Below are 25,384 nucleotides of genomic sequence, written 5' to 3' on the forward strand. Positions count from 1 at the left end.
CATGCGGTACGGGGTGGTTTCCGACGTGCACGCCAACGCGGTCGCGCTGCGCACGGCGATCGCGCGGCTCAAGGCGGTGGGCGTCGACGAGTGGCTGTGCGCCGGCGACATCGTCGGGTACGGGCCGCAGCCCAACGAATGCGTGGAACTGTTGGCCGAGCTCGGCGCCCGGTGCGTCGCCGGCAACCACGAGCTGCTCGTGCTCGGCCGCCTGCCGCTGGAGCGCAGCGGGCGCCTGGCGCGCGAGACCACCCCGTGGACCCGGTCCGTGCTGCGCGATGACTGCCGGCGCTACCTGGCCGCGCTGCCGACGACCGTCCGGGTCCCCGGGGTGCTGATGGCGCACGGATCGATCACCGACCCGACCCGGTACGTCCGGCAGCCCGAGCAGGCGGTGGGGGAGCTGGCAACTCTGGCCCGGGTGGATGCGCAGGCGACGGTGCTGGTCCTCGGGCACACGCACCGGCCGTGGATGGTCTGCGAGGACGGTGGCACCGTGCCCGCGGCGCCCGGCCCCGCGACGGCGTTTCCGCCCACGGGTCGCGTGCTGGTCAACCCGGGTAGCGTCGGGCACTCCAGGCAGGACGAACCGGTGCCGCGCACCCGGTTCCTGCTGCTGGATATCGAACAGCGCCAGGTGCGCTTCTTCGCCGAGACGTACGACGTCGCGGGCGCGCTCGCCGCCCTCCGCGAGCACGGCCTTCCGCGGTCGTGCATCCATGTCCGGCCCGGCCGGCTCTGGGCGGTACCCCGTAGAGCCCAGACCCTCATCCGCTACGCGCGTCGGCACATCGGAGCCTGAGCTCGAAAGTCACGCCGTGGCGGCGCGTCAGCACAGCGTCGGCCCGCACGAGCAGAGGTGAGGACCAGATGAGAAGGAACCGGTCGCCGCGGCGGCCACCAGCCGTGCTCCTCGGTGCCGGGGTCAACCTGATCGAGGTCACCCGGGCACTGGCCGTCGCCGGGATACCCAGCGCGATCGCGGCGCCCGACCAGGACGCCGCCCGCCTGTCCCGACACACGACCGTGGTAGCGACGCACAACTGGAGCGATCCCGAGGCCGCGAGCGGCGAGGACCGTCTGATACAGCGGCTGGTCAGCTACGCGCGGACCCAACCGGGGCCGCCGCCGCTGTTCTTCACCTCCGATGAGGCGCTGCTGTTCGTCAGCCGGTACCGCGACGCGCTGGGCGCGGCGTACCGCTTCGCGATCGCCGACCCGGACACCGTTGAGACCCTGGCGGACAAGGCACGCTTCGCGGTCCTTGCCGAGCGGCTGGGCGTCAGGGCGCCGCGTACCCGGATCCTCGCGCCCCGGCCGGGCGCCGTGCCGGACGACGTGTCGCGGCTGCGCTTTCCGCTGATCGTAAAGCCGTACCGGCGCGACCGGGGGTGGCACGAGGTGGTCGCGACCGCCAAGAAGGCGCTTCAGGTCGGTGATGAGCAGGACCTGCGTACGCTCTGGCGGCCGCTCGCCGCGCTCGGCGCCCCGGTCGTGGTGCAGGAGGCGGTACCCGGGCCGGAAAGCCGGGTGGAGAGCTACCACGTCTACGTCGACCGCGACGGACGGACTGCCGCGGAGTTCGTCGGACAGAAGATACGCACCATGCCGCCCGAGTTCGGACACACCACCGCGCTCACCATCACCGACACGCCGGACGTGCTGAAGCAGGGCCGCGAACTGGTACGGGTGCTCGGCCTGCGCGGGGTGGCGAAGGTCGACTTCAAGCGCGCCCCGGATGGCGAGCTGTTCGTCCTCGAAGTCAACCCGCGCTTCCACCTGTGGCATCACCCCGGGGCGCGCGCCGGCGTCAACATCCCCGCGCTGGTGTACGCGGATCTGACGGGCGCGCCCCGGCCGGCGAGCGGGCCGGCCCGGGCCGGGGTGCGCTGGGTCCATCCGCGCGACGTGTCGTCGGCGGGTGCCGACGATGTCTCGATCTGGCGGTGGATCCGGTGGGCGGGCGGCTGCGACGCGAAGGCGTTCTGGGCGTGGGACGACCCGCTGCCGCTCATCGCGGCGGTGGCGGCTCGAACTCCGTTCCGGCGTTGAGCCGCCCGCGCCGCGTGCCGATTCGCCGGCGCGCGCTCCGGCCGAGCGCGGCCCCGTCGAGCAGGTGGCTGACCACACCGCCGTAGATCTGCCGCTGCCGGGACCACTGGTACCCGTCGGCGAGCTCCGCCGCCCGCTCCGCCATCCGGGCCCGCCGCGCGGGTTCGGCGTGGAGGGTACGCAGCGCCCGGGCCAGGTCTCCGGCGTCCCCGGACTCGAACAGCTCCACGGCGGACGCGTCGAACGTCTGCTCCACGGAGCGGGTACGCGAGGACACGACCGGCTTGCCCATCGCGATGAAGTCGAACATCTTGCCGGCCAACGTGACGTCCCGGAACGGGTCCCGCTTCATCGCCACGACGCCCACGTCGGCGCGCGCGATCGCGGCGACGAGCTGGTCGATCGGCACGAATCCGCCGCTGAACCAGACCCGGTCGGTCACCCGCAGCTCGGCGGCGAGCCGCCGTAGCCGTGCCAGGTCGGAGCCGTCGCCGTACACCTCGAAGCGCAGCTGCGGGATCTCGTCGCGGAGCAGTGCCACCGCCTCGATCACCGTGTCGAGCCCGTAGTGCGCCTCGACCGTGCCGTGGGAGACCAGGGTGAAGGACCGGTCGTCGGTCTCCGTACGCGGCACGTCGATCGGGTGGAACACCTCCTGATCCGCGCCGTCCATGACGACTGTGATCTTCGCCTGCGGGGCGCCCCGCGCGATGAAGGCTTCCCGCATCTGCGCGGTCGGAGTGATGACCCGGTTCGCGAACCGGATGCTCGCCTGCTCGACCCGGGCAATGGCACGGACCGCCCGGTGCGCCATGTCCACCCCGAACTTGGTGGCGAAGAACTCCGGCATGCACTCCTGGAGATCCAGCAGCACCGGTGCGCCGAGCAATCGCGGTACCGCGGCCGCGAAGACCAGCGCATCCGGCAACGAGTTCACCTGGATGAGTCGGTATCGGTGCCGCAGGTGCAGCAGGGTCACGAGGCCCCCGGCCATGACGAAGAACGCGCCGTACTCCGTGAGGTAGCGCAACGCCCGGCGTCCGCGGCTGTGGCGGAGGGGAAGCCGCCACACGGTCACGCCGGGGCGTCGTTCGATCCCGGGCTGATCGTCGTCGCGCAGGCAGATCACGTCGACGTGACAGCCCAGAGCGGCAAGGGCATCCACCTCCCGGGCTACCCGGCTGTCCTGGGGCACATAGTGTTCACGGACCACACACGCTCGCGCCATTTCCCGGAGATAGCCACCGGGCGGCCCGGTAAACCCGCCGTCGACCGAGTCGTATCTACTGTGGACTAGGGGACGGGGCCCGCCGAGAAACACAACTGGTGGCCGCATGACTTCTCGGCGCCGGGGAAGCTCGCGACGGCCGGTGACGCCGGACGCATACAACCATTGACGGGCAGCGGCGGTGGTGCACCGGCGCGGTGAGGGAGGTTGGCGGATGTTCGCAAAGCGTGGCCGAGGTCTGCTACTGGTTCCTGCCTGGAGAGGCCAGCAGACCCGCGCGGAGCTTGCCGGTGCGGCCGAGGCCGGCGAGCGTCCGCGCAGTGACTACGTCGAGCTGGCGCGCGCCCTCAACGCCGACATCATGGACATGCAGTACATGACCGAGCGGGCGACTCCCGTCGCGCGGGCGGTGGCCCGGCGGTTCGGTATCGTACCGGCCCAGGTCGTCGAGGCCTTCCTGCGCCAACGCGGCTACGACCACATCGTCGCGCGGGCCGACCGTCTCGGCCTGCCGCTGGCGCTGCTGTTCAAGGTGAGCCGGGGGCGCCGGAACACGGTGCTGGTCTCCGCCTGGCTGTCACGCCCCAAGAAGGCCGTGTTTCTCAGCCGCCTCAAGGTGCACTCACATCTGCGCGCGATCATCAACTACAGCAGCGTCCAGATGGAGCTCGCCCGTACCCGGCTCGGCGTTCCGGCGGAAAAGCTGCACAACTGCCTGCAGCCGGTGGATGAGCACTTCTGGCGCCCGCTGGATGAGCCGACGCACGACTACATCCTCTCCGTGGGCTGGGAGGCGCGCGACTACCGCACCCTCGCCCGAGCCATCGACGGACTTGACGTCGACGCCGTCATCGCCGTCGGCAGCGCGGTGCTGCGCCCGTCCGGCGATGTCGACGCTCTGTTCGGCCCGATGGTGCGGGACACGGCACAAGCCAGCCGGTCCGCCCGGATCACGCTGCGCCAGCAGGTCGGGCCCGAAGAGCTTCGCCGCCTCTACGCGCAGGCGCGGTTCGTCGTCGTCACGCTGCACGACGTCGACGTCGACGCCGGTGTCACCACCATCACCGAGGCGATGGCGATGGGCAAGGCCGTCATCGTCAGCCGTACCCGCGGTCAGGTAGACATCGTCCGGGACGGCGAAAACGGGCTGTACGTCCCGCCGGCCGACCCGGCCGCGCTGCGAGCGGCGATCGCGCGGTTGCTGAACGACCCGGACGAGGCCGAGCGGATGGGGAAAGCCGGTCGCGCGCTGGTCGAAGCCCACCACACCCTCGACGGCTGGGTGCGGGACGTCGCCGATATCGCCACCGGCCGCCGCCGCGGACGGCAGCCCACCACCTGAGGTGGCGGGCTGCGACCGGACGACGTGCTACTGGTCAAGTGATCGCGGTGGGCTCGGTCGCCGCGGGTGGGTGACCGACCTCCGCCGTGCCGCCGAGGTCCGGGTTCGCCACCGCACCGCGGCCCTGCCCGCCGATCGACAGGGCGATGAGCGAGAACAGCAGGTCCGCCGCGCCACGCAGGGTGATGTGCGGGTCGAACGACATGAGGACGAACACCGCGAACAGGCTGGCGAAGGCGGCGCTGGCCGCGACGCGTCTCGGGCCAGGGTGGCGGCGTGCGACCGCCGCGGTGGTTCGCGCGGTGACCCAGGTGAAGAGAAGAAACGCGAGAAGGAACGGGATTCCGCCGGTCCACAGCAGCCAGGTGTGCCCGCTTTCGATGTAGATGTAGGGACCCCAGTCCGCGTCCACCGCGATGTGCTCCGAGGGGCGGACCCCGAACAGCCAGTTGAACCCGGAGAACACCTGCGGCCAGACGAACAGGCGGAGGTTGTCGTAGCGCACCATCCAGCTCTGCGGTAGCCCGGTCGAGATGTCGAAGTCAGCGATTCTCGCCTGCGCCACCGGCCACAGCACGGCGGCGCCGATGAGCACGACCGGCACCGACGCGAGGAGCAGCCGCCGCACGTGGCCGGTGAGGATGGCGATGGCGAGCATCACGGCACCGAGAGCGATCACCCCGGAGAACTGGCCGGAGGCGAGCCCGCCGAACGTGAAGAGCACGGCCAGGGCGGCCAGGAGCGGGCGACGGCCGCGTCCATGCAGCAGCCAGGCGGCACAGATCGCGAGGTGGAACGCCATGACGTCGCCGACCGCGATCGAGGAGCCGAGCGTCGACGTGCCCCGGCCCTCGCGGGGGAACACGTTGCCCTCGGCGCCGTAGATCGTGTTCACCAACTGCGGAACCCCGGCGATGTTCATCGCCTGCAGCATGGCTACGACCGCCACCACCGCGTACGCCGCCAGCGACACCTGCAGACAGCGCACAACCTGGCGATCGGTGCGCACGCAGGCGCGGACGAGAAGGAACAGACCGTAGAACTTCCAGATCTTGGACGCGTACAGCAGATCCTCGAGGGTGGGCGACAGGCCCCGCGCCGCCAGCCACAGGAGTGGAAGCAACGAACTCGTCACCGCCATCGCCAGGATGACCGCGTCGATTCGGGTCAGTCGCAGTGGTAGCCGGTACCCGGCCCGCCGCTGGGCGAGCGCGCGGGCCGCGACCCCGGCTCCGAGCAGGATCTCGACCGCCTCGTAGGGCCGCAGCAGCGGAATGGATGAGCCGCGGGTGAGCCCCGCGGTCAACGGCGTCACGGCGAACAACAGATAGGCGGCCCAATGTGGACGGAGGTACCCGATGGCGATCACACCGACGGCGACCGGCATCAGCATGAGGACGTACGGCGGGAGCGCGACCCCGACCGGCACCAGCGCGCCCGCCACCACGCCGAGCAGGACCACGCCGCCCCGTCGACGCCACGTCGTCGTGTCGCCGCTGAGCGGCACTACCGTGACCTCGGTGCTCATGTCGTCGCCTCACTGTGTTCGGTCATGTCGCCACCTCGCTGCGGTCATTGAGGTCGCCGACGCCGCCATGGGCCGACCGGTGCGGCCGCCGGGACGTAGCCAACTGGCGCAACCCGGCGGTGAGCAGCGCCAGTTCCGGAGAACGCCACAGGGCGTGTACGACGAGGAAGACCCCGGCGCCCGCCACGAGGGCGACCACGGTCGGGATCCGCCCGCTCGCGGCCGGAAGCAGCGCGGGGAGCTCGACGGCGACCAGGTACGCCGGCCCGGCCATCAGCATCGAGGCGGTCACCGTCCGCAGGAGCGGGCGCAGCAAGGGGGTGCCGCCGGACGGGAGCCGGCGGCGCAGCTTCACCGCCAGCCAGCCGCCGCCGACCACCTCCGCAACCGCGATCGTCAGCCCCAGGACGAACAGGGTGCCGCCGCCGACAGGTACCGCGAAGGCCAGGCCCATCCCGGCGGCCGCGACGCCGGCGCGCAGCAGCACCGCCCGGAACGGGGTGATCGCGTCATCGCGTGCGTAGCACGCGTAGGTGCCGAGTACCAGCGCCGCACCGCCCACGATGCCGGGGCCCAGCGCGGCGATCGAGACGGCGAGGAGCACGTGGCCCTGTGCGGTCGCCATGTGCCCGAAGGTGACGGCTGCGGCGATGGGCATGGCGAGGACAACGAACGCGACGGCGGCAGGTACGGCCAGGAACGCCGCCAGCGAGGATCCCCGGACCAGTTCGTCGCGGAACGGTCGGTCCTCGCGGGCGTGGTACCGGCGGGACAGGCTGGGCAGCAGCGCGGCGGCGACCGGGCGCGTGCCCAGCGCGTACGGGAGCGCGTAGAGGTTGTACGCGAACTGGAACGCGACGACCCCGCCGGGGACCCGGTTGGCGACGATGATCGCGCCGAACGGCTGAACGATGTCGAGGGCCGAGTACCCGAACGAGGGCAGTGCGCGGCGCATGACCGAGCGGAGTTCCGGCTCGCGCCATCCCCGTCCGGGATAGAGCGTCACACCCACCCGCCGCGCCCCCCACCACTGTGCCGCCGCGTGGAGCGCGACGGCCGAGGTCGTGCCGAGACCGAGAAGGAGCAGCTGGCCGGTCTCCGGGGCGGCGAGCGCGTGGTGCGTGCCGTAGATCAGCGCGGCCGCCGCCATCGTGGCGATGATTCCGACGTTCTCGATGGTCGGCGCGCCGGCGGCCAGGGCGAACCGGCCGTGCGCGTTCATCACCGCCCCCGCCGTGCCGATGACCATGTACATCAGCAGCTGGGGCATGAACATGACCAGAAACACGTACCCGATGCGCCGTTGGGACATCGCGGCCGCGGCATCCGGAACCCCCACCGACAGCATCCGCATGACCAGCGGGCCGGCCAGCACGATCACCGCCGCGACGACGGTGAACACCACCAGCGCGACGGACAGGAAGGCGCGCGACAGTCGCACCGCCGCCCGCCGGTCACCGGTGTCGAGGTGCCGGACGAGCGGCGGGACCAGAAGATTCGAGAACAGCGAACCGGTCAACGCGGCGTACGCCAGGTTGGGCAGGCTGTTGGTCGCCTGGAAGATGTTGCCGATGTAGGTGGGGCCGAGCACCGCCGCGATCACCGCGACGCGTACGAACCCGCTCGTGCGGCTCACCATCGTCCAGCACACGACCGCAAGCGAGTTCTTGGTGAGAGCATCACCGTCGCTGTCCGGATCCCGGTCCGCGCGGGAGGCCCTCGGAGACGCTGACACGGTCTCACGTCCAGTGTTGCGACGGCGAGGCGAGCAGCCGTGGCCGCATCACCACGGTGGCCGCGACAGCTGCCGCGAGCAGTCCGATCAGGAGACCGGCCGCGAGCGCGCGCACCGGCTGCGGCTGCAAGGGGCGGTCGAGCGGGGACGCGGGGGTCAGGATGGACAGCGTGATCGGAGGTGTGTCGTCCCTGAGCGGCGTGTCGGTGGCCGGGCGCGTGGCGGCGTTGGACGCCTTGAGGAACTCGGCGCTGATGAGCTGGACGAGTTGGACGGCCCGCGTCTGGCTACGGTCGCCCACCGTGAGGCGGAGGACATCGCTGCGTCCGACGATGTCCGCGGAGACGCGATCCCGCAGGCGCCCGACCGGGATGCCGGTCTGTGCGGCGACGGGACCCAGCACCGAGACGCTCTTGAGGATCATGGTCTGGGTGACCATCGCGCGGTCGACCATCGCGTCGGAAAGGGTATTCCGCGGGGTGAGGACGAACTCCGTCTGAGCGCCGTGGACGGTGGGTTGCAGCAGGCTGTACCCGACCGAGGCCCCGGTGAACCCGACGACCATCAGGATCGCGAGCACGACGGCCTTCCACGCCCTACCTCCCGATCGACGCTCGGACCGGCGGTCACCCTTGCCCGCACGCGGCTCCTCGGTCCGTGACCCCTCGTCGGCGTGCGACGGCGTCGTCGACGGCGGCAGTGGATTCGCGGGCGCGGGGGCGGCGGCAGCGGGCGGCGCCGGTTCGACCCGGCTCTCCGCGGCAGGGGCGGATGAGGGGAGTGTGCCGTACCAGTCCCGCGGCGCCGGGCGCCCGTGCACCCTGCCACCGCCGCCGCCCACCGTGCTCGGGTTCTTCGGCGGGGCGTACTCCTTGGGCACCGAGTCCGTCGCGCGGAACTCGGGGAAAGCCGGCGGTGGCGGCGGCGGATTCTCGCGGGCGGGAGCGGCCGGCGCTGGGTCGGCCCTGTTGTCGGTGGGCGGGGCGGGTGGCGGCAGCGGCCCGTACCAACCGGGAATGGCCACGTGGCCGTCCGTCGTACGGGAGTTCGTCGTGTTCCGGTTCTTGAAGGGAGTGGGCTCCCCTGGCACCCAGGTCATCGTGTGGCTCTCCGGGAAAGGACGGCGGGGATGGTCTTCATGAGAATCCAGAGATCGAAGGTAAGGCTTCGGCGTCGTACGTACGTCACGTCGAGATCCAGGGCCGCGCTCATCGTCAGCCGGCACCGGCCGGAGACCTGCCACAGCCCGGTCATCCCCGGCTTGACCATGAAACGTTCATGGTGGTGCGGCTGGAAGAGCTCCACCTCCCACGCCAGCGCCGGACGTGGACCGACCAGCGCCATGTCACCGCGTACCACGTTGATGAGCTGAGGAAGTTCATCGAGGCTCGTCGCGCGCAGGAAGCGGCCGAGCGGCGTGACCCGCTGGTCGTCCTCCAGCTTGTACAGGCCGGCACCGCTGTCGTGCCGTGGATCCTCACCGCGCAGCATGCGGCACACGAAGTCCCGGTGCACGTCGTCACCGCAGTTGGCGGCCATGGTCCGGAACTTGAGCATGACGAAGGGCTGTCGGCGGCAGCCGACACGGGTCTGTTTGAACAGTGCCGGGCCCGGGCTCGTGGCCCGGACCAGCACCGCGATGAGCAGCATCACCGGGGCGAGGACGATGAGCAGGAGGCTCGCGACCACCAGATCGATCAATCTGGTCGCCCGGTCCACCGGCCGCCGGTCGCGCTGCCGGGAGGACGGGGGCCGCTCGGGTGGCAGTTCGGTGAACACCGCGCCGGCGGATCGGGGTGCGGGTACGGAGCGCGACGTGTCGGCGAAGAGATCTTGTGACAAGCTTCCGTCTCCGATCATCGCGTCGACTCAGTCGTACGTGACACCTCTTTGTGAGACGCGCCCTTTCGAGCGAGGTGGGTAGAGGACAGCAGGGCAGGCTTTCCCGTCGGGGCTTCCTTCCCCGTCGGTGCTTCCTTCCCCGTCGGGGCTTCCTTCGCTGCCGGGGCTTCCTGGCCGTCGAGCAGGATCGCCGTGCCGCGACGCAGCGACAGGGCGGCGGCTTCCAGAGTCTGTACGACGGCCAGGCCGCTCTCGCCGTCGGTCCGGGGCCGACGACCCGACAGGATGCACTCGATGAAGTGTTCGTCCTGCACCCTCAGTGGTTCCTGCATCTGGATGTAGGGCGAGGAGATTCCGCCGTAGCGGTAGGACATCGGTCGGTTACGGACGTCGTCCTGCACCGGGGCGACGCTCTTGTCGTAGATCCGCAACCGTTCCTGGTCGACCAGGTCGTCGTAGACGGCCATCTTCTGACTGCCGACCACGGTCACGCGACGGACCTTGCACGGGTCCAGCCAACTCACATGGACCTGTGCCACGACGGACCGGTCGCCGTAGTTGAGGCGGATGCCCCCCACGTCCTCCTGCGAGAAGTCGGCGAGCCTGGCCCCCCAGGCGTGCACCGATCGCGCTCCGGACCCCAACAGATAGTTGATAATTGATATGTCATGCGGCGCCAGGTCCCACAGGACGTTGACGTCCGTCTGATACATGCCCAGGTTGAGCCGCGCGGTGTCGATGTAGTAGATCTCGCCCAGCTCGCCCGACTCGATCACCTCGCGGAGTTTCCAGACCGCGGCGTTGTACTCGAAGGTGTGGCCCACCATCAGCGTGAGGTCGCGCGCGGCGGCCTCCTCGATCAGCCGGTGCGCGCTGGCCGTACTCGTCGTCATCGGCTTCTCCACGAGTACGTGCTTGCCCGCAGCGATCGCCTGGAGAGCGATCCGCGAATGTTCCGTCGGCGGTACCGCGATCACTGCGGCATCCATTCTGGGCAGGGCCGACGTCAGGTCGCTGAAGGCCGTGATGCCGCTCGCTGACGGTATGAACTCTGCTCGGCGCTCTGGTCGCGGGTCAACTACCACTACTTCGGAAACCACGGGGATCTGTTGGAGAACACGTACGTGCTTGGAGCCCCAATATCCACAGCCGACCACACCTACCCGCACTTGATCCTCCCTCGGGGCCGACCCGGGGGCCGCCCAGGCATAAGCGGCGCGCCGTCCGGCGTGTTGATGAACAGGTGGATGGACCGCGGTCCGTATGTCTTCAAGCAGCCCAGGCGCCTTGCCCCCGGAAGCCCACACCAAACCCGCCAGAATTTGCGGCGCGGTAGGCATTGCGGGGCACATAGAAATGTGTGGCTCGGCGGGCGGCGACGGGCTGGGGAGCGACCCCCGGCTCGGGATCTTCGCGCTCGTCGTTTGCCGAATCCACTATGTACTCACATCGGTTTTCGTGCCATGACAGCGGCCGACAGGTGCCGCTAGGCTGTACGCGATCGGCTCGTTGTTCCACCGCTACGACACCCGTTGAGACCACCTGCCGACAAGGACCTGGCAATGCCATTGGACGCCACCGTCAGCCTCGCGGACCGCGTGACGATCTTTCGGCCCGAACTCGTGAACCTTTACGGGTGCACGATCGGAAGTGAAACGACCGTCGGACCGTTCGTTGAAATTCAAAGGGACGTCGTGATCGGAGCGCGCTGCAAGATCTCCTCGCACTCCTTCATCTGTGCCGGCGTCACGATCGAGGACGAGGTGTTCCTCGGCCACGGGGTCATGTTCGTCAACGACCTCTTTCCGCGGGCCACGACCGACGACGGTCAGCTCAAGACGGATCAGGACTGGCAGCTGGTCCGAACCCTGGTCTGTCGCGGCGCTTCCATCGGCAGCCACGCCACCATCCTCGGCGGGGTGACGATATCCACGCGCGCGCTCGTCGGCGCCGGCGCCGTCGTCACCCGCGACGTTCCGGCCTTCGCCGTCGTCGCGGGAAACCCGGCGCGCGTGATCGGCGACGTGCGCTCCCGGGACGGCCGCGGCGGGCGGGGACGGCACGACAAAGGCTCTGCCACAGGATCGCCTGTCCCGGTGTGACGCCTCGGGGAGCGCCGGACCGGACGACGAGTAACGTCGGACCGGACAGCATCGCCAGCCGATCGCCAGCGCCATCGATGGGCGGGAGGCCTGCGCATGTGGCGCGTTCCGTTACGTACGTGGTTTCTCGTACGCCTGTCCGCGCTCGTCGCGGCGGTGATCCTCGCCGTGCCCGGTACGGGCGCGGCCGCCGCGGTGCGGCAGAGCTTCCCGCCGCCGACCGGAGATCCCCGCATCATCCGCTCCGGCGCCCGGCTGACCATGCTCTTCGACCGGGCGTGTGGCCTCACCACCGGTCCGGCGGCCGACCGGCAGGGCGATGTGTTCTTCGCCGACCTCGAGCCGTCCACCCGGTGCCGTAACGCTCAGGGCAGGCCGCAGGCCGGCGTCATCTACCGGTACCGCTCGGCCGACGGGCGGACGACCGTCTTCCGCTCGCCGAGCGGTCAGGCCAACGGCATGCAGTTCGACGCCGACGGCAACCTGGTGGTGGCCGAGTCGGCGGACTACGGCGGCCGGCGCGTCACCAGGATCGACCCGCGGACCGGGCAGAGCGTCGTCCTCGCTGACCGCTACCAGGGCCGGCCGCTGAACTCCCCGAACGGCGTCAGCATCGACGAGCGGGGTCGCATCTACATCACCGATCCCAGGTACGACGGTCCCGAGCCGGTCGACCAGCCGGTCGAGGGCATCTACCGCATCGACCGCGACCGCTCGATCCATCGCATCATCGTCAACGCCGCCAAACCGAACGGCGTGTGGGTGTCACCGGACCAACGGACCCTGTACGTGGCCGACTTCGACACCGGATTCCTCGACGAGCTCCGGCTGACCCCCGCGGAGCTGGCCAGCATTCCGCCACGGCTGATGACGCTGTGGGCCTACCCGCTGCACCCCGACGGCACGGTGGGGGAGCGCCGGGCACTGGTCAACTACCTGCCACGGTTCGGCCCCGACGGCATCACCACCGACGTCGACGGCAATCTGTACGTCGCGGTGCGTGACACCACGGCGCCCGGCATCCGCGTCTACGCCCCGAACGGTCATGAGCTGGCCCGCATCCCGACCGGTGACGCGCTGCCGACGAGCGCGGAGTTCGGCACCGGCACCCAGGCGCACGTCCTCTACATCACCGCGGGCAAGGGGCTGTACCGCATCGACCTCAACAGCCGCGGGTACAAGCTCCCGCAGCACGGGGCGACGGCGTCGCCGACCGGGTAGTCCGCGGGTGACGGATTCAGCCAGGTGCCCGGAGCATGTCCCGGCCGAGGTCGCGGTACCTGGCGCGGCGGGCCGCCCCACGATCGGCCGGGTCGGCGGTCACCGCCCGCGTCAGCTCGTCCGCGATCGCCTGACCGAGCCGGCGCGCGAAGGCGTCCGGCTCGTCGGCGGCGTCGGGCAGCTCGGCGACGATCCGGTCGACGACGCCGTAGCGCAGCAGGTCGATCGAGCGGACACCCTGCGCGGCGGCCACCTGCGGAGCATGTTGGACCGTGCCGTGGACGATCGCGCTGGCGCCTTCCGGTGGCAGGGGGGACAGCCACGCGTGCTGCGCGCAGAGCACGCGGTCGGCGGGCAGCAGCGCGAGCGCGCCGCCGCCGGCGCCCTGCCCGAGGAGGACGGCCACCGTCGGCGCGTCCAGGGTCACCAGGTCGCGCATGGTGTGCGCGATCGCGCTGGCGATGCCCTCCTCCTCGGCCGCCCGCGACAGGTCCGCCCCCGGCGTGTCGATGACGGTCAGCAACGGCAGGCGCAGTTCGCGGGCCAGCCGCATGCCGCGCCGCGCCACCCGCAGGGCGCCGCGGCCGAGCCCCCGGTCGCCCGACTGCGTGGTGCGGTCCTGCCCGACCACCACACAGGAGGCGGCGCCGAACCTGGCCAGCGCGAGCACCAGGCCGGCGTCCGCCTCGCCCTCCTGGCTGCCGTGCAGGCGCACGACCTCAGTCCCGGCTTCAGTCCCGGCTTCGCGGAGCAGGTCACGTACTCCCGGCCGGTCGGGCCGCCGGGACCGCCGGATCGACTCCCACGCGGGGACCTCGGATACGTCGGCGTGCGGTGGTGCGGGCGCCGGCGGGTCGGTCGGGCGCGGCGCGGCGACGATGTCGAGCACCCGGGCGACCAGCGGCGCGAGCTTCTCGACGGGTACCACCGCGTCGACCAGTCCGTGCTCGTGGAGATGCTCGGCGCGCTGGACGCCCGCGGGGAACGGCGCGCCGCGCAACGCCTCGTACACCCGTGGGCCGAGGAAGCCGATCAGCGCGCCCGGCTGCGCGAGCGTGACCTGCCCGAGCGAGCCCCAGGACGCGAGTACGCCGCCGGTCGTCGGATGGCGCAGATAGACCAGGTACGGCAGGCCGGCCGCGCGATGGGCGGTCAGCGCATCGGTGATCTTCACCATCTGCAGGAACGCCAGGGTGCCCTCCTGCATCCGGGTGCCGCCGGAGGCCGGTGCTGCCAGGAACGGCAGGCGCTCCCGGGTCGCCCGCTCCACGGCGGCCAGGAGGCGCTCGGCCGTGGCCACCCCGATCGAGCCGCCGAGGAAGCCGAACTCGCCGGCGGCCACCGCGACGCGGTGGCCCGTGACCCGGCCCTCGCCGGTCAGCACCGCCTCGTCGAGGCCGGTCGCCTGCCGGGCGCGGGCGAGCGCCGCGGCGTACTCGCCGGCCACCTCCGCCAGGTCGGCCGGCGCGCCGTCCCAGGGCTGCCAGGAGCCGGGGTCGAGCAGTGCGTCGACGAAGCGGCGCGCGTCCGGGCCGGGACTGGCTGGGCTCACCCCGCAAGCGTGCCGTACCGGTCCGGCCCGTGGCGGACCGGGGCCCGGCCCGTGCTAACGCGAGTTCCGAAGCGCCAGGTAGCGCTCGATACGGTCGAAGGCGCCGGCCCACACGGCCGTGGTGAAGAAGTCGCGGACCTCCTCGGTCGGCAGGCCGCGCTGCGCCACCACCATCCGGGTCTTGCCGCCGACGTCTTCGAACGTCACCTCGACCGTCGTGTCCATGGACAGTCCGTCGGGTGTCCAGCCCGTCAGCGCCATCACCAGCCGGCGCGGCCGGTCGACCACCTGGTAGACGCCGCGCTCCCGGAACAGCCGGTCCGGGCTGTCGCCCCAGGCGGCGTTCCACTCGCCGCCGACCCGCAGGTCGTTGGTGATCTCCACGATGGAGTCGTCGGGTCCGTCCGGGCCGAGCCGGAACCACACCTTCGCCGCCTCGGCGTCGGTGTACGCCTCGAAGACCTCCTCGACGGTGGCGCTGAACACGCGCTCCACCCGCAGTTCGTAACTCATGCCTCGGTGTCCTTCCTCCGCTGCTCCAGGTACGCCTCGAGCCCGTCGAGGCGCCGCTCCCACTGCTGCCGGTACATCTGGATCCACCGCATCGCGTCCTCGAGCCGTTCCGGTCCGAGGCGGCAGCGCCGGGTCCGTCCCACCTTCTCGGTGGTGACCAGCCGCGCGTCCTCAAGAACCTGCACGTGCTTTTTCACGCCGGTCAGCGTGATGCCGAACGGCTCGGCCAGCTCGGTGATGGACGCCGGTCCCCGGGTGAGGCGGACGAGGATCTCCCGTCGCGTCGGGTCCGCCAGCGCCGCGAAGGTGCGGTCGAGCAAAAGCTGAACCATGTGGTTCACCTTATGGTGGGGGAGCCGCGGTGGCAAGGGGCTCCGGCTCCGGGCCGAACTTGTCATACCCGCGTCATACGTTGCTAGCATGAGAATCGTCTGGTCGCACGGTGCGATGCGTCTGGTTGAGCGGACGGGAGTGTCGCCCGCCGAGGTCAACCAGGCGGTGGGGGCGGAGGGCCGGCGCCTTCTTCTCCCGCTGGAGGGCGACGACGGGTGGCGGGTCATCACCGACGTGACCGGCCGGCTCGTCGAAGTCTGGCTGGTACGGGCCGATGAGGGCTGGTACGAGGTCCTCGGCGCGTTCGAGGCCGGCATGGACGGCCGGGCACGGTGGCGCAACGCCCAGGAAGGGGAGCTGCGATGAGGGCACGCGAACTGATGGAGCGGGCGCGGTCCGGGTTGCCGCTGGACGACTCCCACTTCGGTGAGCCGCGACTGACGACCGAGCGGTTCGACGTCAGTGACGACGTCATGGTGGGAAAGTCCGTGCGGGTGCCCATGTCCCTGGTCAAGCGCATCGAGGCGGTGGCCGAGGCCAACGGCAGCGACTGGAGCAAGACCATCCGCCGGTGGATCGAAGAGGGGCTGGCCCGCGACGAGGGCGTCGAGCCGGACCCCGCCGCTGAGCTGGCCAGCGCCGTCGCGCGGCTGCAGACCGCGGCGGAGCGCGCGCAGCAGCTTCTCGAACAGCAGCGGAAGGCAGCCTAGGAGCGCAGCCCCTGGTGTCCGGCAGGAGGTAGCCGGCCCGGTACCGTCGACAGCCGTGCCAGACCCCATTGAGCCGCGCGAGGCGCCGCACTGGTCGGTCCATCTGCCGCCCGGCATGTCGGAGATCGAGGTCGACCTGGCCGCCGGGCGTACGCTGCCGGGCGCCTGGACCGCGGCGTGGGCCGCCGATCCGGACCGGACCGTGCTGTCCACCCTCGACGGTGCGGCGATGTCCGCCGCCGAGCTGGCCGAGCGGACCGCCATCGCGGCGGCCCGGTACGCCGCGGCCGGCCTGGCGCCGGGCGACCGGGTGCTGATCTCGGCCGGCCCGAGCCTCGACCTCGTCGTCGCCTACGTGGCGGCGCTGCGGTACGGGCTCGCCGTGGTGCCGGCCAACACCGCGTACACCGCCCGCGAACTGGCCGGCATCGCCGCCGACGCCGCCCCCGCGCTCGCGGTGCTCGACGATCCCGCCCGCGCCGGGGAGCTTCCCCGGGTGACCGGGCCCGACCTGGCCGGCCTGCCCACACCGGCCGCTGACGTCGCCCTCGACGAGGCCGCCCCGCGCGACGTGGCGCTCATCGTGTACACCTCGGGGACCACCGGGCTGCCCAAGGGCGTCCCGCTGACCCACGGCAACCTGCTCGCCAGCGCACACGCCGTACGGATCGCCTGGCGCTGGGAGCCCGACGACCGGCTGGCCCTGTGCCTGCCGCTGTTCCACGTCCACGGCCTCGGCGTCGGCCTGCACGGCACCCTCACGGCCGGGGCGTCGGCCCTCGTGCTGCCCGGCTTCGACCCCGCCGGGGTCGCCGCGGCGATCCGGGACCACCGGGCGACGCTGTTCTTCGGCGTGCCGACCATGTACCACCGGCTCGCGGAGTCGGAACACCTCGCGGCGCTCGCCGGCCTGCGCCTGGCGGTCAGCGGCTCGGCCCCGCTGCCGGCCGACCTGCACGAGGCGGTGGCCGCCGGCAGTGGCCAGCACGTCCTCGAACGGTACGGCATGACCGAGACGATCATGCTGGTCTCCAACCCGTACGACGGCGAGCGCCGGCCCGGAACCGTCGGGTTCCCGTTGCCCGGCGTCGCGGTGCGCCTCGCGCCGCGCCCCGGCGGGACGGCCGAGATCGAGGTGGCCGGCCCCAACGTCATCGCCGGGTACCGCAACCGGCCGGACGCCGACGCCGCGGCGTTCGCGCCCGACGGCTGGTTTCGCACCGGCGACCTCGGCGTGCTCGACCCCGACGGGTACCTGCGGATCAGCGGCCGGGCCAAAGAGCTCATCATCACGGGCGGCTACAACGTGTACCCCCGGGAGGTCGAGGAGGTGCTCCGCGCACATCCGGGTGTGGCCGACGCCGCGGTCGTGGGCGCGGCGTCCGCGGAGTGGGGGGAGACCGTCGCCGCCTTCGTGGTGGCCGGTGACGCCGTCGACGCCGCCACCCTCGAACGGGACCTGGTCGCGTGGTGCGCCGACCGGCTCGCCCCGTACAAGCGGCCCCGGCTGTGGCGCTGGATCGACGCGGTGCCGCGCAACGCCCTCGGCAAGATCCTCCGGCACGAGCTGGTGGCGTGACAGCCGCGCGAAACGAGCGGAGATTGACGGAGGTTTTTGGTAGCTTCCGCCGGTGATCGACTCTTCCGGCACCCGGCTCGGTCCCCGGTTCGCTCTGGTGTGGACGGCCAGCGCCATCTCGACGCTGGGCGACGGGGTCACCCTGGTCGCGGCGCCGCTGCTGGTCTCGTCGCTGACCGACAGCCCGCTCGTGGTGTCCGGCGCGATGTTCGCCGTGACCCTGCCGTGGCTGCTGTTCTCGCTGCTGAGCGGCGGGCTGGTGGACCGGCTGGACCGGCGGCGGGTGATGGTCGTCGTCGACTGGATCCGGGCGGCCGTCATCGGCGTCCTCGGCGTCGCGGTCGCGCTGCACCGAAGCAGCGTGCCGTTGCTGTACGCGGTGATGTTCCTGCTCGGCAGCGGCGAGACCCTGGCCCGCGCCGCGAGCATGTCGATCCTGCCCGCGGTCGTGCCACCGGCGCTGCTCGAACGCGCCAACAGCCGGATCGGCGCGGCCCGTACCGTGCTGCACGACATGCTCGCCGGCCCACTGGGCGCCGGCCTGTTCGCGGTCGCCGCGGCCGCGCCGTTCCTGCTCGACGCCGGCTCGTTCGCCGCCGCCGCGGCGCTGATGGGCATGCTGGCCGGTACGTTCCGCGCCGGCCCCGCGCCGGGCACGCCCGCGCGCGATGGGACGTCCCTGCGTCACGAGATCGCCGAGGGAGTGCGCTGGCTGCTCGCGCACCGGCTGCTGCGTACCCTCGCGGTGCTGATCGGGCTGCTCAACGTCACCCTCACCGCGGCGATGTCGATCCTCGTCCTGGTCGCGACGAAGCGGCTGGGGCTCGGCTCGGTCGGGTACGGGCTGCTGTTCACCGCGCTCGCCGTCGGCGGGCTGCTCGGCTCGCTCGTCGGGGAGCGGCTCATCCGGCGGTTCTCCGCGAGTGTGACGCTGCGCGTCGGGCTGGTCGTCGAAACCCTGTTCCACCTGACCATGGCGGTGTCCACGAATGCGATCCCGGTCGGCGTCATGCTGGCCGTGTTCGGCATCCACGATGCGCTGTGGGGGATCGTCACCACCACGTTGCGCCAGCGGTTGACCCCGCCGGAGATGCTCGGCCGGGTCAACAGCGCCTACCTGTTCCTCGCCGCCGGCGGCAGCGCGTTCGGCGCGCTGCTGGGCGGCGCGGTCGCCACCCGGTTCGGGCTGGCCGCGCCGTACTGGGTCGGGTTCGCCGTCGCCGTCGTCGTCGCCGCGGTGACCTGGCGGGTCTTCGACCGCGCCACCATGACCGCCGCCATGCGCGTCGACCGCGCCGAGGTGGCCGCCTGAATCAGCCTGGAAAGTACCGGTCGATCAACTCGTTGCGGCACCTGCAGCCCGGTGCGAGCCGCTCCTCGAGCGCGGTCATCGGCGCCCAGCTCAACCGGGCGCCGATGAGCGCGGCGTGGTCAGTCGGTGACGGCAGCGTCGTCAGTCGATGCCGGCGGCCCGGCAGGCGTCCGCGTACGCGCCCGCGCACAGCGAGCCCGCCGTGACGAACCCGTCCTTGATGACCGTCGACTTGATGGTGTCTCTGGTGACCGCGACCGGGTCCAGGAGCACCGACGGGACCTGCCCCGCCTTGTTGTCGATCGTGGTCGGCGCCTTGGGGTGCACGCCCCGCAGCAGGTTGTAGGCGAGCTCGGCGGCCTTCTCCGCCTCCGGTCGGATGGCCTTGTACACCGTCATGTACTGCTGGCCGGTCAGGATCCGCTGCAGCGCCGCGGTCTCGGAGTCCTGTCCGGTCACCGGCACGTCGGGCAGTCCGGCGGCGTGCATCGCCGCGATGGCCGCACCGGCCGTACCGTCGTTGGCGGCGTACACGCCGACGATCTGGCTGCCCCGCAGCGTCGGCAGCGTCTTCTGGACCCAGGCCTTCGCGTTGTCGGGGTTCCAGTCCGCGGTGTCGGACTCGGCGGCGACGTGGACCTTGCCGTCGAGCACGGCGTGGGCGCCCTGCTTGAACAGGGTCGCGTTGTTGTCGGTGGGTGAACCGTTGATCCATAGGATCTCGCCGGAGGAGGCCTTCGGGCCCAGCGCCTGCAGGAGCGCGTTCGCCTGCAGCGAGCCGACCTTGGCGTTGTCGAACGAGATGTAGTAGTCCACGGCGGACTGAAGCACGAGCCGGTCGTAGGAGATGACCGGCACCTTACGGTCGTGCGCGGCGGCCACGATCTCACCGGCGGCCACGCTGTCGACCGGGTTCAGCACGAGGACCTTCGCGCCCTTGTCCAGGGCGTCCTTGGCCTGTTCGAGCTGCTTGGCCGCGTCCTGCTCGGCGTTGCGGTAGTCCACCGTGCAGCCCGGACACAGTTGCTTGAGCCGCTGGGCGAAGTACGGCTCGTCGGCCGCCTCGTACCGGCTGGCCTTGAGTTCGGGCAGCAGCAGCGCCACCCGGCCGGCGGGGCCGGCCGCCCGGCCGGTCGGCGCGTCGCCGGTGAGCGCGGCGGTGACGCCGCAGCCGGCGAGCATGGACAGCGCCAGGCCCAGACCGGCGAGGCGCGCGGCAAGCGTTCGGATCCTCATATCGACTCGCTCTCCGGGTCAGTAGCGGAAGCGCGCGACCGCGCTGCGCATGTCGGTGGCCATCCGGGCCAGCTCCTGTACGGCATGGGCGGTACTGGCCACACCGGCCTGGGTGGCCTCGGTCGCGGTGGCGACGCCGGCGACCGTGGAAGCGATCTGAACCGAACCGTCGGCCGCTTCGGCGACGCTGCGGCTCATCGCCGTGGTCGTCACGGCCTGTTCCTCGATCGCGGTGGCGATGGTCGCCTGGAACTCGCTGACCTGTCCGATGACCTCGCCGATGCGTTCGATGCTCTGCACCGCCTCGGCGGTGTCGGCCTGGATCGCCTGGACCCGCCGGCCGATGTCCTCGGTGGCGCGGGCGGTCTCCTGCGCCAGATCCTTGACCTCCTGGGCCACGACGGCGAAGCCACGGCCGAACTCGCCGGCGCGGGCCGCCTCGATGGTGGCGTTCAGCGCGAGCAGGTTGGTCTGCGCGGCGATCGCGGTGATCACCTTGACCACCTCGCCGATCTCCTGCGACGACTCGCCGAGCTTGCCGACCGTGCTGGTGGCCGCGGCGGCCACCGCCGCGGCTTCGGCCGCGACGTCGGCGGCCTGGCTGGTGCTGCGGGAGATCTCCTCGATCGAGGCGCCCATCTCCTCGGCGCCGGTGGCCACGGTGGCCACGTGGGTGCTGACCGACCCGGCCGCGCCCGCGACCTGTTCGGCCCGCTGGTTGGCGTCGACGGCGCTGTCGCCGATCTGGCGGCTGATGGCGGTGAGCTCCTCGGTCGCGGTGGCGAGCGCGGAGGCGTTGTCGCCGAGCATGCGCACCGCCTCGCGGGTGCTCGCGGTCGCGACCCCCAGCGCCCGCGCCATCTCGCCCACCTCGTCGCGCGACTCGACGGTGACCTCGGCGGTCAGGTCGCCGGCGGCGACGGCGGCGAGGACACCGCGTACCCGCTGGATCGGGCGGCTGATGGACCGGGCCAGGTACTGGCTGAGCACGAACGCCACGACGAGGCCGGCGAGCAGCGCGACGACCATCAGGTTGCGTGCGGTGCGGTAGGTGTGCGCCGCGGAGGCGGCCGCCTGCTGCCCGCTGGTCTGCTCGTAGCGCTGCAGGTCGGCGAGGGCCGCCATCGCGTTGTCGCTGATGATCTGGCCGTCGCCCAGGTAGGCCTGCTGGAAGTCGGCGGTCTGGCCGCTGGCGATCAGCGGCAGCAGGCGGTGGTCGCGGACGTTGCGGTAGGCCGACCACCAGACCTCGAACCGGTCCACCAACTGCCGTTGCTGCGTGGTGGTGGCGGTCGCCCGGTAGGCGGCCACTTCCCGGTCGAGGCGGGCGTCGGTGGCCCTGATGTCGTCCTGGAAGGACTTGCTGGCGACCGGTCCGTTGGACAGGGCGAGGTTGGCCAGGTCGTTCTGGACCTTCAACGCCGACGAGTTGACCGCCGCGAGGTGGGCTGAGGGCTGCAGGTTGCGGCCGTACAGCTCATTCGCCCGCTGGCTGACCTGGCCCAGGCCACTCACACCCACGGCCAGCACCACGGCGGCGACCGAGCAGCCGACGGCGACCAGGAGGAGCAGCTTGCGACCGACGGGTTGGTCGGCGAGCCAGCTAAGCAGGGAATGGCGGCGCCGGACCTTTTCCGGCGTCGCACCTCGGACCGAAGTGCCGCGCACGCTGACCTCCCGGGATCACCGTTGCATCGCGCGCACGGTTGCACGCGTTGCACCGGTCATCGGCGGGCCGCCGGGGCGCTTGAGGACAAATCGTCAGACGTTTCTGCGGTACTGGCCGCCGACTTCGAAGAACGCGTCGCTGATCTGGCCCAGCGAGCAGCAGCGGACGGCGTCCATCAGCGCGTCGAAGACGTTGCCGCCGCCGGTGGCCGCCGCCTTGAGCCGCTCCAGGGCAGCCGGCGCCTCGTGCGCGTGCCGGGCGTGGAAGTCGGCCAGCCGGTCCAGTTGGGACTGCTTCTCCGCATCGGTGCCGCGGGCCAGTTCGATGGTCTGTACGGGCTTGTCGGAGTCCCCGCCGAGGAAGGTGTTGACCCCGATGATGGGCAGCGAGCCGTCGTGCTTGCGGTGCTCGTACAGCATTGACTCGTCCTGGATCCGGCCGCGCTGGTAGCCGGTCTCCATCGCGCCCAGCACACCGCCGCGCTCGGCGATTCGGTCGAACTCGGCGAGCACGGCCTCCTCGACCAGGTCGGTGAGCTGCTCGACGATGAAGGAGCCCTGGAGCGGGTTCTCGGTGTCGGCCAGGCCCCACTCGGCGTCGATGATCATCTGGATCGCCAGGGCGCGGCGCACCGACTGTTCGGTCGGGGTGGTGACCGCCTCGTCGTAGGCGTTGGTGTGCAGGCTGTTGGCGTTGTCGTAGATGGCGCACAGCGCCTGCAGGGTCGTGCGGATGTCGTTGAAGTCCATCTCCTGCGCGTGCAGGGACCGGCCCGAGGTCTGCACGTGGTACTTCAGCTTCTGGGCGCGTTCGCCGGCGCCGTACTTGTCGCGCATGGCGATGGCCCAGATCCGGCGCGCGACCCGGCCGATCACGGTGTACTCGGCGTCCATACCGTTGGAGAAGAAGAACGACAGGTTGGGCGCGAAGTCGTCGATGTCCATGCCGCGCGCGAGGTACGCCTCGACGTAGGTGAAGCCGTTGGCGAGGGTGAACGCGAGCTGGCTGATCGGGTTGGCCCCGGCCTCGGCGATGTGGTAGCCGCTGATGGACACCGAGTAGAAGTTGCGCACCTGGTGGGCGATGAACCACTCCTGGATGTCGGCCATGCAGCGCAGCGCGAACTCGGTGGAGAAGATGCAGGTGTTCTGGCCCTGGTCCTCTTTGAGGATGTCGGCCTGCACGGTGCCGCGTACCGTCGACAGCGTCCGCGCCGCGATCTCGGCCCGCTCGGCGTCGTCCGGTTCCCGGCCGTGCTCGTCGGCGAACGTCCGCACCTGCTGGTCGATCGCGGCGTTGAAGAACATGGCCAGGATCGCCGGGGCGGGCCCGTTGATGGTCATCGAGACCGAGGTGGTGGGGGAGCACAGGTCGAACCCGGCGTACAGCTCGCGCATGTCGTCGACGGTCGCGATCGACACCCCGGAGGTGCCGACCTTGCCGTAGATGTCGGGGCGGCGGTCGGGGTTGCGCCCGTAGAGGGTCACCGAGTCGAACGCGGTCGACAGCCGGGTGGCCGGCTGACCCTCGCTGAGCAGGTGGAAGCGGCGGTTGGTGCGGAAGGCGTCGCCCTCGCCGGCGAACATCCGCGCCGGCGCCTCCTCGGTGCGCTTGAACGGGAACACCCCGGCGGTGAACGGGAACGAGCCGGGCAGGTTCTCACTGCGCAGGAAGCGCAGCAGTTCGCCGTCGTCGCCCGGGCGGGGCAGGGCGACCCGGGGCAGGGTCGTGCCGGACAGGGTGGTGCGGGTCAGCGGGGTGCGGATCTCCTTGCCGCGCACCGTGTACACCTGCTCGTCGCCGTCGTAGCGGGCCCGGGTCGCCGGCCACTGCGCCAGCAGCTCACGGACGTCGCCGTGCAGGTCGGCCTCGGTACGCTCCAGCAGCGCCTGCACCGACGTCGCCGCCGCGGGGTCCTCGCCTGACAGCAGGTCGCGGGTGGTGGACAGGTGCTGGCGTCGCCGCACCACGTCGACCTGCGACGCGGTGGTGGCGTGGTAGCGGCGCACCGTCTCGGCGATCTCGGCCAGGTACCGTTCCCGGCCGGCCGGCAGCACCGACGACAGCCCGGTCGAGGTGCGGGTGGCGACGGTTGGCAGCACTCCGGCGAAGCCGGACAGGCCGAGGAGTTGCTTGAGGTGCTGGTACAGCGCGGTCACGCCGTCGTCGTCGAAGCGCGCCGCGCTCGTGCCGAACACCGGCATGTCCTGCCAGGGCGTGCCGAACGCCTCGCGGTTGCGGACGAGTTGGCGGGCCACGTCGCGCAGCGCGTCCTGCGCGCCGCGGCGCTCGAACTTGTTGATGGCCACCACGTCGGCGAGGTCGAGCATGTCGATCTTCTCGAGCTGGCTGGGCGCGCCGAACTCCGGCGTCATCACGTACAGCGACACGTCGACGAAGGGCACGATCGCCGCGTCGCCCTGTCCGATGCCCGGGGTCTCGACGATGACCAGGTCGTACCCGGCTGCCTTGCAGGCGGCGATGATGTCGTCGAGGTGCTCGGGCACCTGGGCGCCCGGGGTGCGGGTGGCAAGGGACCGGAAGAAGACCACGCCGGGGGCGATGCTGTTCATCCGGATGCGGTCACCCAGGAGCGCGCCGCCGCGGCGGCGGGTGGGGTCGACCGCGATGACGGCCACCCGTACCTTGTCCTCGCTGTCGCGGCGCAGCCGGCGGACCAGTTCGTCGGTCAGCGACGACTTGCCCGACCCACCGGTACCCGTGATGCCCAGCACCGGCACGGCGCGCGCGGACGCCGCGTGGCGCACGGCGGCCGCCAGGTCGGGGTCGGCGCCGGCCTCCAGGACGGTGATGGCGCGAGCTAGGGCCGCCTCGTCGCCGGCCAGCAGCGCGTCGCCGGCCGGACTCTGAGCCGCCAGGTCGACGTCGCAGTCGCGGATCAGCTCATTGATCATCCCGGGCAGGCCGAGGCGCTGGCCGTCCTGCGGGCTGAAGATGCGCACCCCGCGCGAGGCCAGCAGGTCGATCTCGGCGGGCACGATCGTCCCGCCGCCGCCGCCGAACACCCGTACGTGCCCGGCGCCGCGCTCGGCGAGCCGCTCGACGAGGTAGCTGAAGTACTCGACGTGCCCGCCCTGGTAGGAGGAGACCGCCACGCCGTTGGCATCCTCCTGCAGGGCCGCGGTGACCACCTCGTCGACGCTGCGGTCGTGCCCGAGGTGGACGACCTCGGCGCCCTGGCTCTGCAGCAGCCGCCGCATGATCGTGATCGCCGCGTCGTGCCCGTCGAACAGGCTGGCCGCGGTCACGAAGCGCACCGGGTGCACCGGTACGTGCAGCGCGGGGACGGGGGAGGGCGGCTTCGGCTGACTCATGGCACTCCTCAACCAGGGGGAGGACGGGATGGCATGATGGTAGGACGTCCAAATATTTGATGTCCATGAACTGTGACCAGTTCCCGTAGGATGTC

The 25,384-nt window shown here is 71.4% G+C and carries 21 protein-coding genes; 9 read left to right on the forward strand and 12 right to left on the reverse strand.

What is annotated here, in order from left to right; all coding sequences use genetic code 11:
* Position 1: 1 nt before the first annotated feature.
* Entirely contained in the window at positions 2 to 802 is an 801-nt protein-coding gene (locus HC031_RS16360) for a metallophosphoesterase family protein (RefSeq protein ID WP_167926175.1), read from the forward strand.
* Positions 803 to 870: 68 nt separating this feature from the next.
* Complete coding sequence (locus HC031_RS16365; RefSeq protein WP_167926176.1) at positions 871 to 2,052, forward strand: carboxylate--amine ligase; 1,182 nt, start codon at positions 871 to 873, stop codon at positions 2,050 to 2,052.
* Here HC031_RS16365 and HC031_RS16370 read toward each other — a convergent pair.
* Positions 2,012 to 3,247 (reverse strand): glycosyltransferase, encoded by a 1,236-nt coding sequence (locus tag HC031_RS16370; protein ID WP_205862813.1) that lies wholly within the window; start codon positions 3,245 to 3,247, stop codon positions 2,012 to 2,014. The genes HC031_RS16365 and HC031_RS16370 overlap by 41 nt on opposite strands.
* Before the next feature lie 247 nt (positions 3,248 to 3,494).
* On the opposite strand from HC031_RS16370, the gene HC031_RS16375 reads away from it, so the two are divergent.
* The gene (locus HC031_RS16375) at positions 3,495 to 4,622 is read left to right on the forward strand and encodes a glycosyltransferase family 4 protein (protein ID WP_167926178.1); all 1,128 of its coding nucleotides are present in this window, start codon (positions 3,495 to 3,497) and stop codon (positions 4,620 to 4,622) included.
* Positions 4,623 to 4,656: 34 nt separating this feature from the next.
* On the opposite strand, the gene HC031_RS16380 is transcribed toward HC031_RS16375, so the two are convergent.
* Genes HC031_RS16380 through HC031_RS16400 form a run of 5 tightly spaced genes read right to left on the reverse strand, consistent with a single transcriptional unit; the run spans position 4,657 to position 10,896 of the window.
* Positions 4,657 to 6,150: a hypothetical protein gene (locus HC031_RS16380; RefSeq protein WP_167926179.1), complete on the reverse strand. Its 1,494-nt coding sequence runs from the start codon at positions 6,148 to 6,150 to the stop codon at positions 4,657 to 4,659.
* Positions 6,151 to 6,172: 22 nt separating this feature from the next.
* Complete coding sequence (murJ, locus tag HC031_RS16385; RefSeq protein WP_167926180.1) at positions 6,173 to 7,885, reverse strand: lipid II flippase MurJ; 1,713 nt, start codon at positions 7,883 to 7,885, stop codon at positions 6,173 to 6,175.
* A gap of 4 nt (positions 7,886 to 7,889) precedes the next feature.
* Positions 7,890 to 8,984, reverse strand: coding sequence for a YveK family protein (locus HC031_RS16390; RefSeq protein WP_167926181.1), 1,095 nt, complete (start codon positions 8,982 to 8,984; stop codon positions 7,890 to 7,892).
* A complete protein-coding gene (locus tag HC031_RS16395) occupies positions 8,981 to 9,727 on the reverse strand; it encodes a sugar transferase (RefSeq protein WP_205862814.1) in 747 nt (248 codons plus the stop codon). Before HC031_RS16395 ends, HC031_RS16390 begins: the two co-directional genes overlap by 4 nt.
* A 14-nt stretch (positions 9,728 to 9,741) precedes the next feature.
* A complete protein-coding gene (locus tag HC031_RS16400; protein WP_338090689.1) occupies positions 9,742 to 10,896 on the reverse strand; it encodes a Gfo/Idh/MocA family protein in 1,155 nt (384 codons plus the stop codon).
* Between the two features lie 393 nt (positions 10,897 to 11,289).
* Between HC031_RS16400 and HC031_RS33915 the strand changes: the two genes are divergently transcribed.
* Complete coding sequence (locus tag HC031_RS33915; protein WP_167926184.1) at positions 11,290 to 11,829, forward strand: acyltransferase; 540 nt, start codon at positions 11,290 to 11,292, stop codon at positions 11,827 to 11,829.
* Between the two features lie 96 nt (positions 11,830 to 11,925).
* Positions 11,926 to 13,050, forward strand: coding sequence for an SMP-30/gluconolactonase/LRE family protein (locus tag HC031_RS16410; RefSeq protein ID WP_167926185.1), 1,125 nt, complete (start codon positions 11,926 to 11,928; stop codon positions 13,048 to 13,050).
* Between the two features lie 16 nt (positions 13,051 to 13,066).
* On the opposite strand, the gene HC031_RS16415 is transcribed toward HC031_RS16410, so the two are convergent.
* From HC031_RS16415 to HC031_RS16425, 3 genes are read right to left on the reverse strand one after another with little or no spacing between them, the layout of a single operon-like run.
* The gene (locus HC031_RS16415; RefSeq protein ID WP_167926186.1) at positions 13,067 to 14,602 is read right to left on the reverse strand and encodes a carboxyl transferase domain-containing protein; all 1,536 of its coding nucleotides are present in this window, start codon (positions 14,600 to 14,602) and stop codon (positions 13,067 to 13,069) included.
* A 54-nt stretch (positions 14,603 to 14,656) separates the two neighbouring features.
* Positions 14,657 to 15,115, reverse strand: a complete 459-nt coding sequence (locus HC031_RS16420) for an SRPBCC family protein (RefSeq protein WP_167926187.1) — start codon at positions 15,113 to 15,115, stop codon at positions 14,657 to 14,659.
* A complete protein-coding gene (locus HC031_RS16425) occupies positions 15,112 to 15,447 on the reverse strand; it encodes an ArsR/SmtB family transcription factor (RefSeq protein WP_167926188.1) in 336 nt (111 codons plus the stop codon). Before HC031_RS16425 ends, HC031_RS16420 begins: the two co-directional genes overlap by 4 nt.
* Positions 15,448 to 15,535: 88 nt before the next feature.
* Here HC031_RS16425 and HC031_RS16430 point away from each other — a divergent pair, with 88 nt between their 5' ends.
* The 4 genes from HC031_RS16430 to HC031_RS16445 are packed head-to-tail and all read left to right on the forward strand — an operon-like array spanning position 15,536 to position 19,049.
* A complete protein-coding gene (locus tag HC031_RS16430; RefSeq protein ID WP_167926189.1) occupies positions 15,536 to 15,814 on the forward strand; it encodes a hypothetical protein in 279 nt (92 codons plus the stop codon).
* Positions 15,811 to 16,158, forward strand: a complete 348-nt coding sequence (locus HC031_RS16435) for a hypothetical protein (RefSeq protein ID WP_167926190.1) — start codon at positions 15,811 to 15,813, stop codon at positions 16,156 to 16,158. The genes HC031_RS16430 and HC031_RS16435 overlap by 4 nt, the downstream gene beginning before the upstream one ends.
* A 55-nt stretch (positions 16,159 to 16,213) precedes the next feature.
* Positions 16,214 to 17,737, forward strand: a complete 1,524-nt coding sequence (locus HC031_RS16440; protein WP_205862815.1) for an AMP-binding protein — start codon at positions 16,214 to 16,216, stop codon at positions 17,735 to 17,737.
* 55 nt (positions 17,738 to 17,792) lie between these two features.
* Complete coding sequence (locus HC031_RS16445) at positions 17,793 to 19,049, forward strand: MFS transporter (RefSeq protein WP_167926223.1); 1,257 nt, start codon at positions 17,793 to 17,795, stop codon at positions 19,047 to 19,049.
* A 141-nt stretch (positions 19,050 to 19,190) separates the two neighbouring features.
* On the opposite strand, the gene HC031_RS16450 is transcribed toward HC031_RS16445, so the two are convergent.
* The 3 genes from HC031_RS16450 to icmF form a co-directional block, all read right to left on the reverse strand.
* On the reverse strand, positions 19,191 to 20,285 hold the full coding sequence (locus tag HC031_RS16450) for a sugar ABC transporter substrate-binding protein (protein WP_167926191.1): 1,095 nt from the start codon (positions 20,283 to 20,285) through the stop codon (positions 19,191 to 19,193).
* Between the two features lie 18 nt (positions 20,286 to 20,303).
* Positions 20,304 to 21,953 carry a methyl-accepting chemotaxis protein gene (locus tag HC031_RS16455; protein ID WP_167926192.1) on the reverse strand — a complete coding sequence of 550 codons (1,650 nt, stop codon included), beginning with the start codon at positions 21,951 to 21,953 and terminating at the stop codon, positions 20,304 to 20,306.
* Between the two features lie 93 nt (positions 21,954 to 22,046).
* Positions 22,047 to 25,289 (reverse strand): fused isobutyryl-CoA mutase/GTPase IcmF, encoded by a 3,243-nt coding sequence (icmF, locus tag HC031_RS16460; RefSeq protein WP_167926193.1) that lies wholly within the window; start codon positions 25,287 to 25,289, stop codon positions 22,047 to 22,049.
* Positions 25,290 to 25,384 lie beyond the last annotated feature (95 nt).

This window comes from Planosporangium thailandense (assembly GCF_011947195.1).
Taxonomy (GTDB): Bacteria; Actinomycetota; Actinomycetes; order Mycobacteriales; family Micromonosporaceae; genus Planosporangium; species Planosporangium thailandense.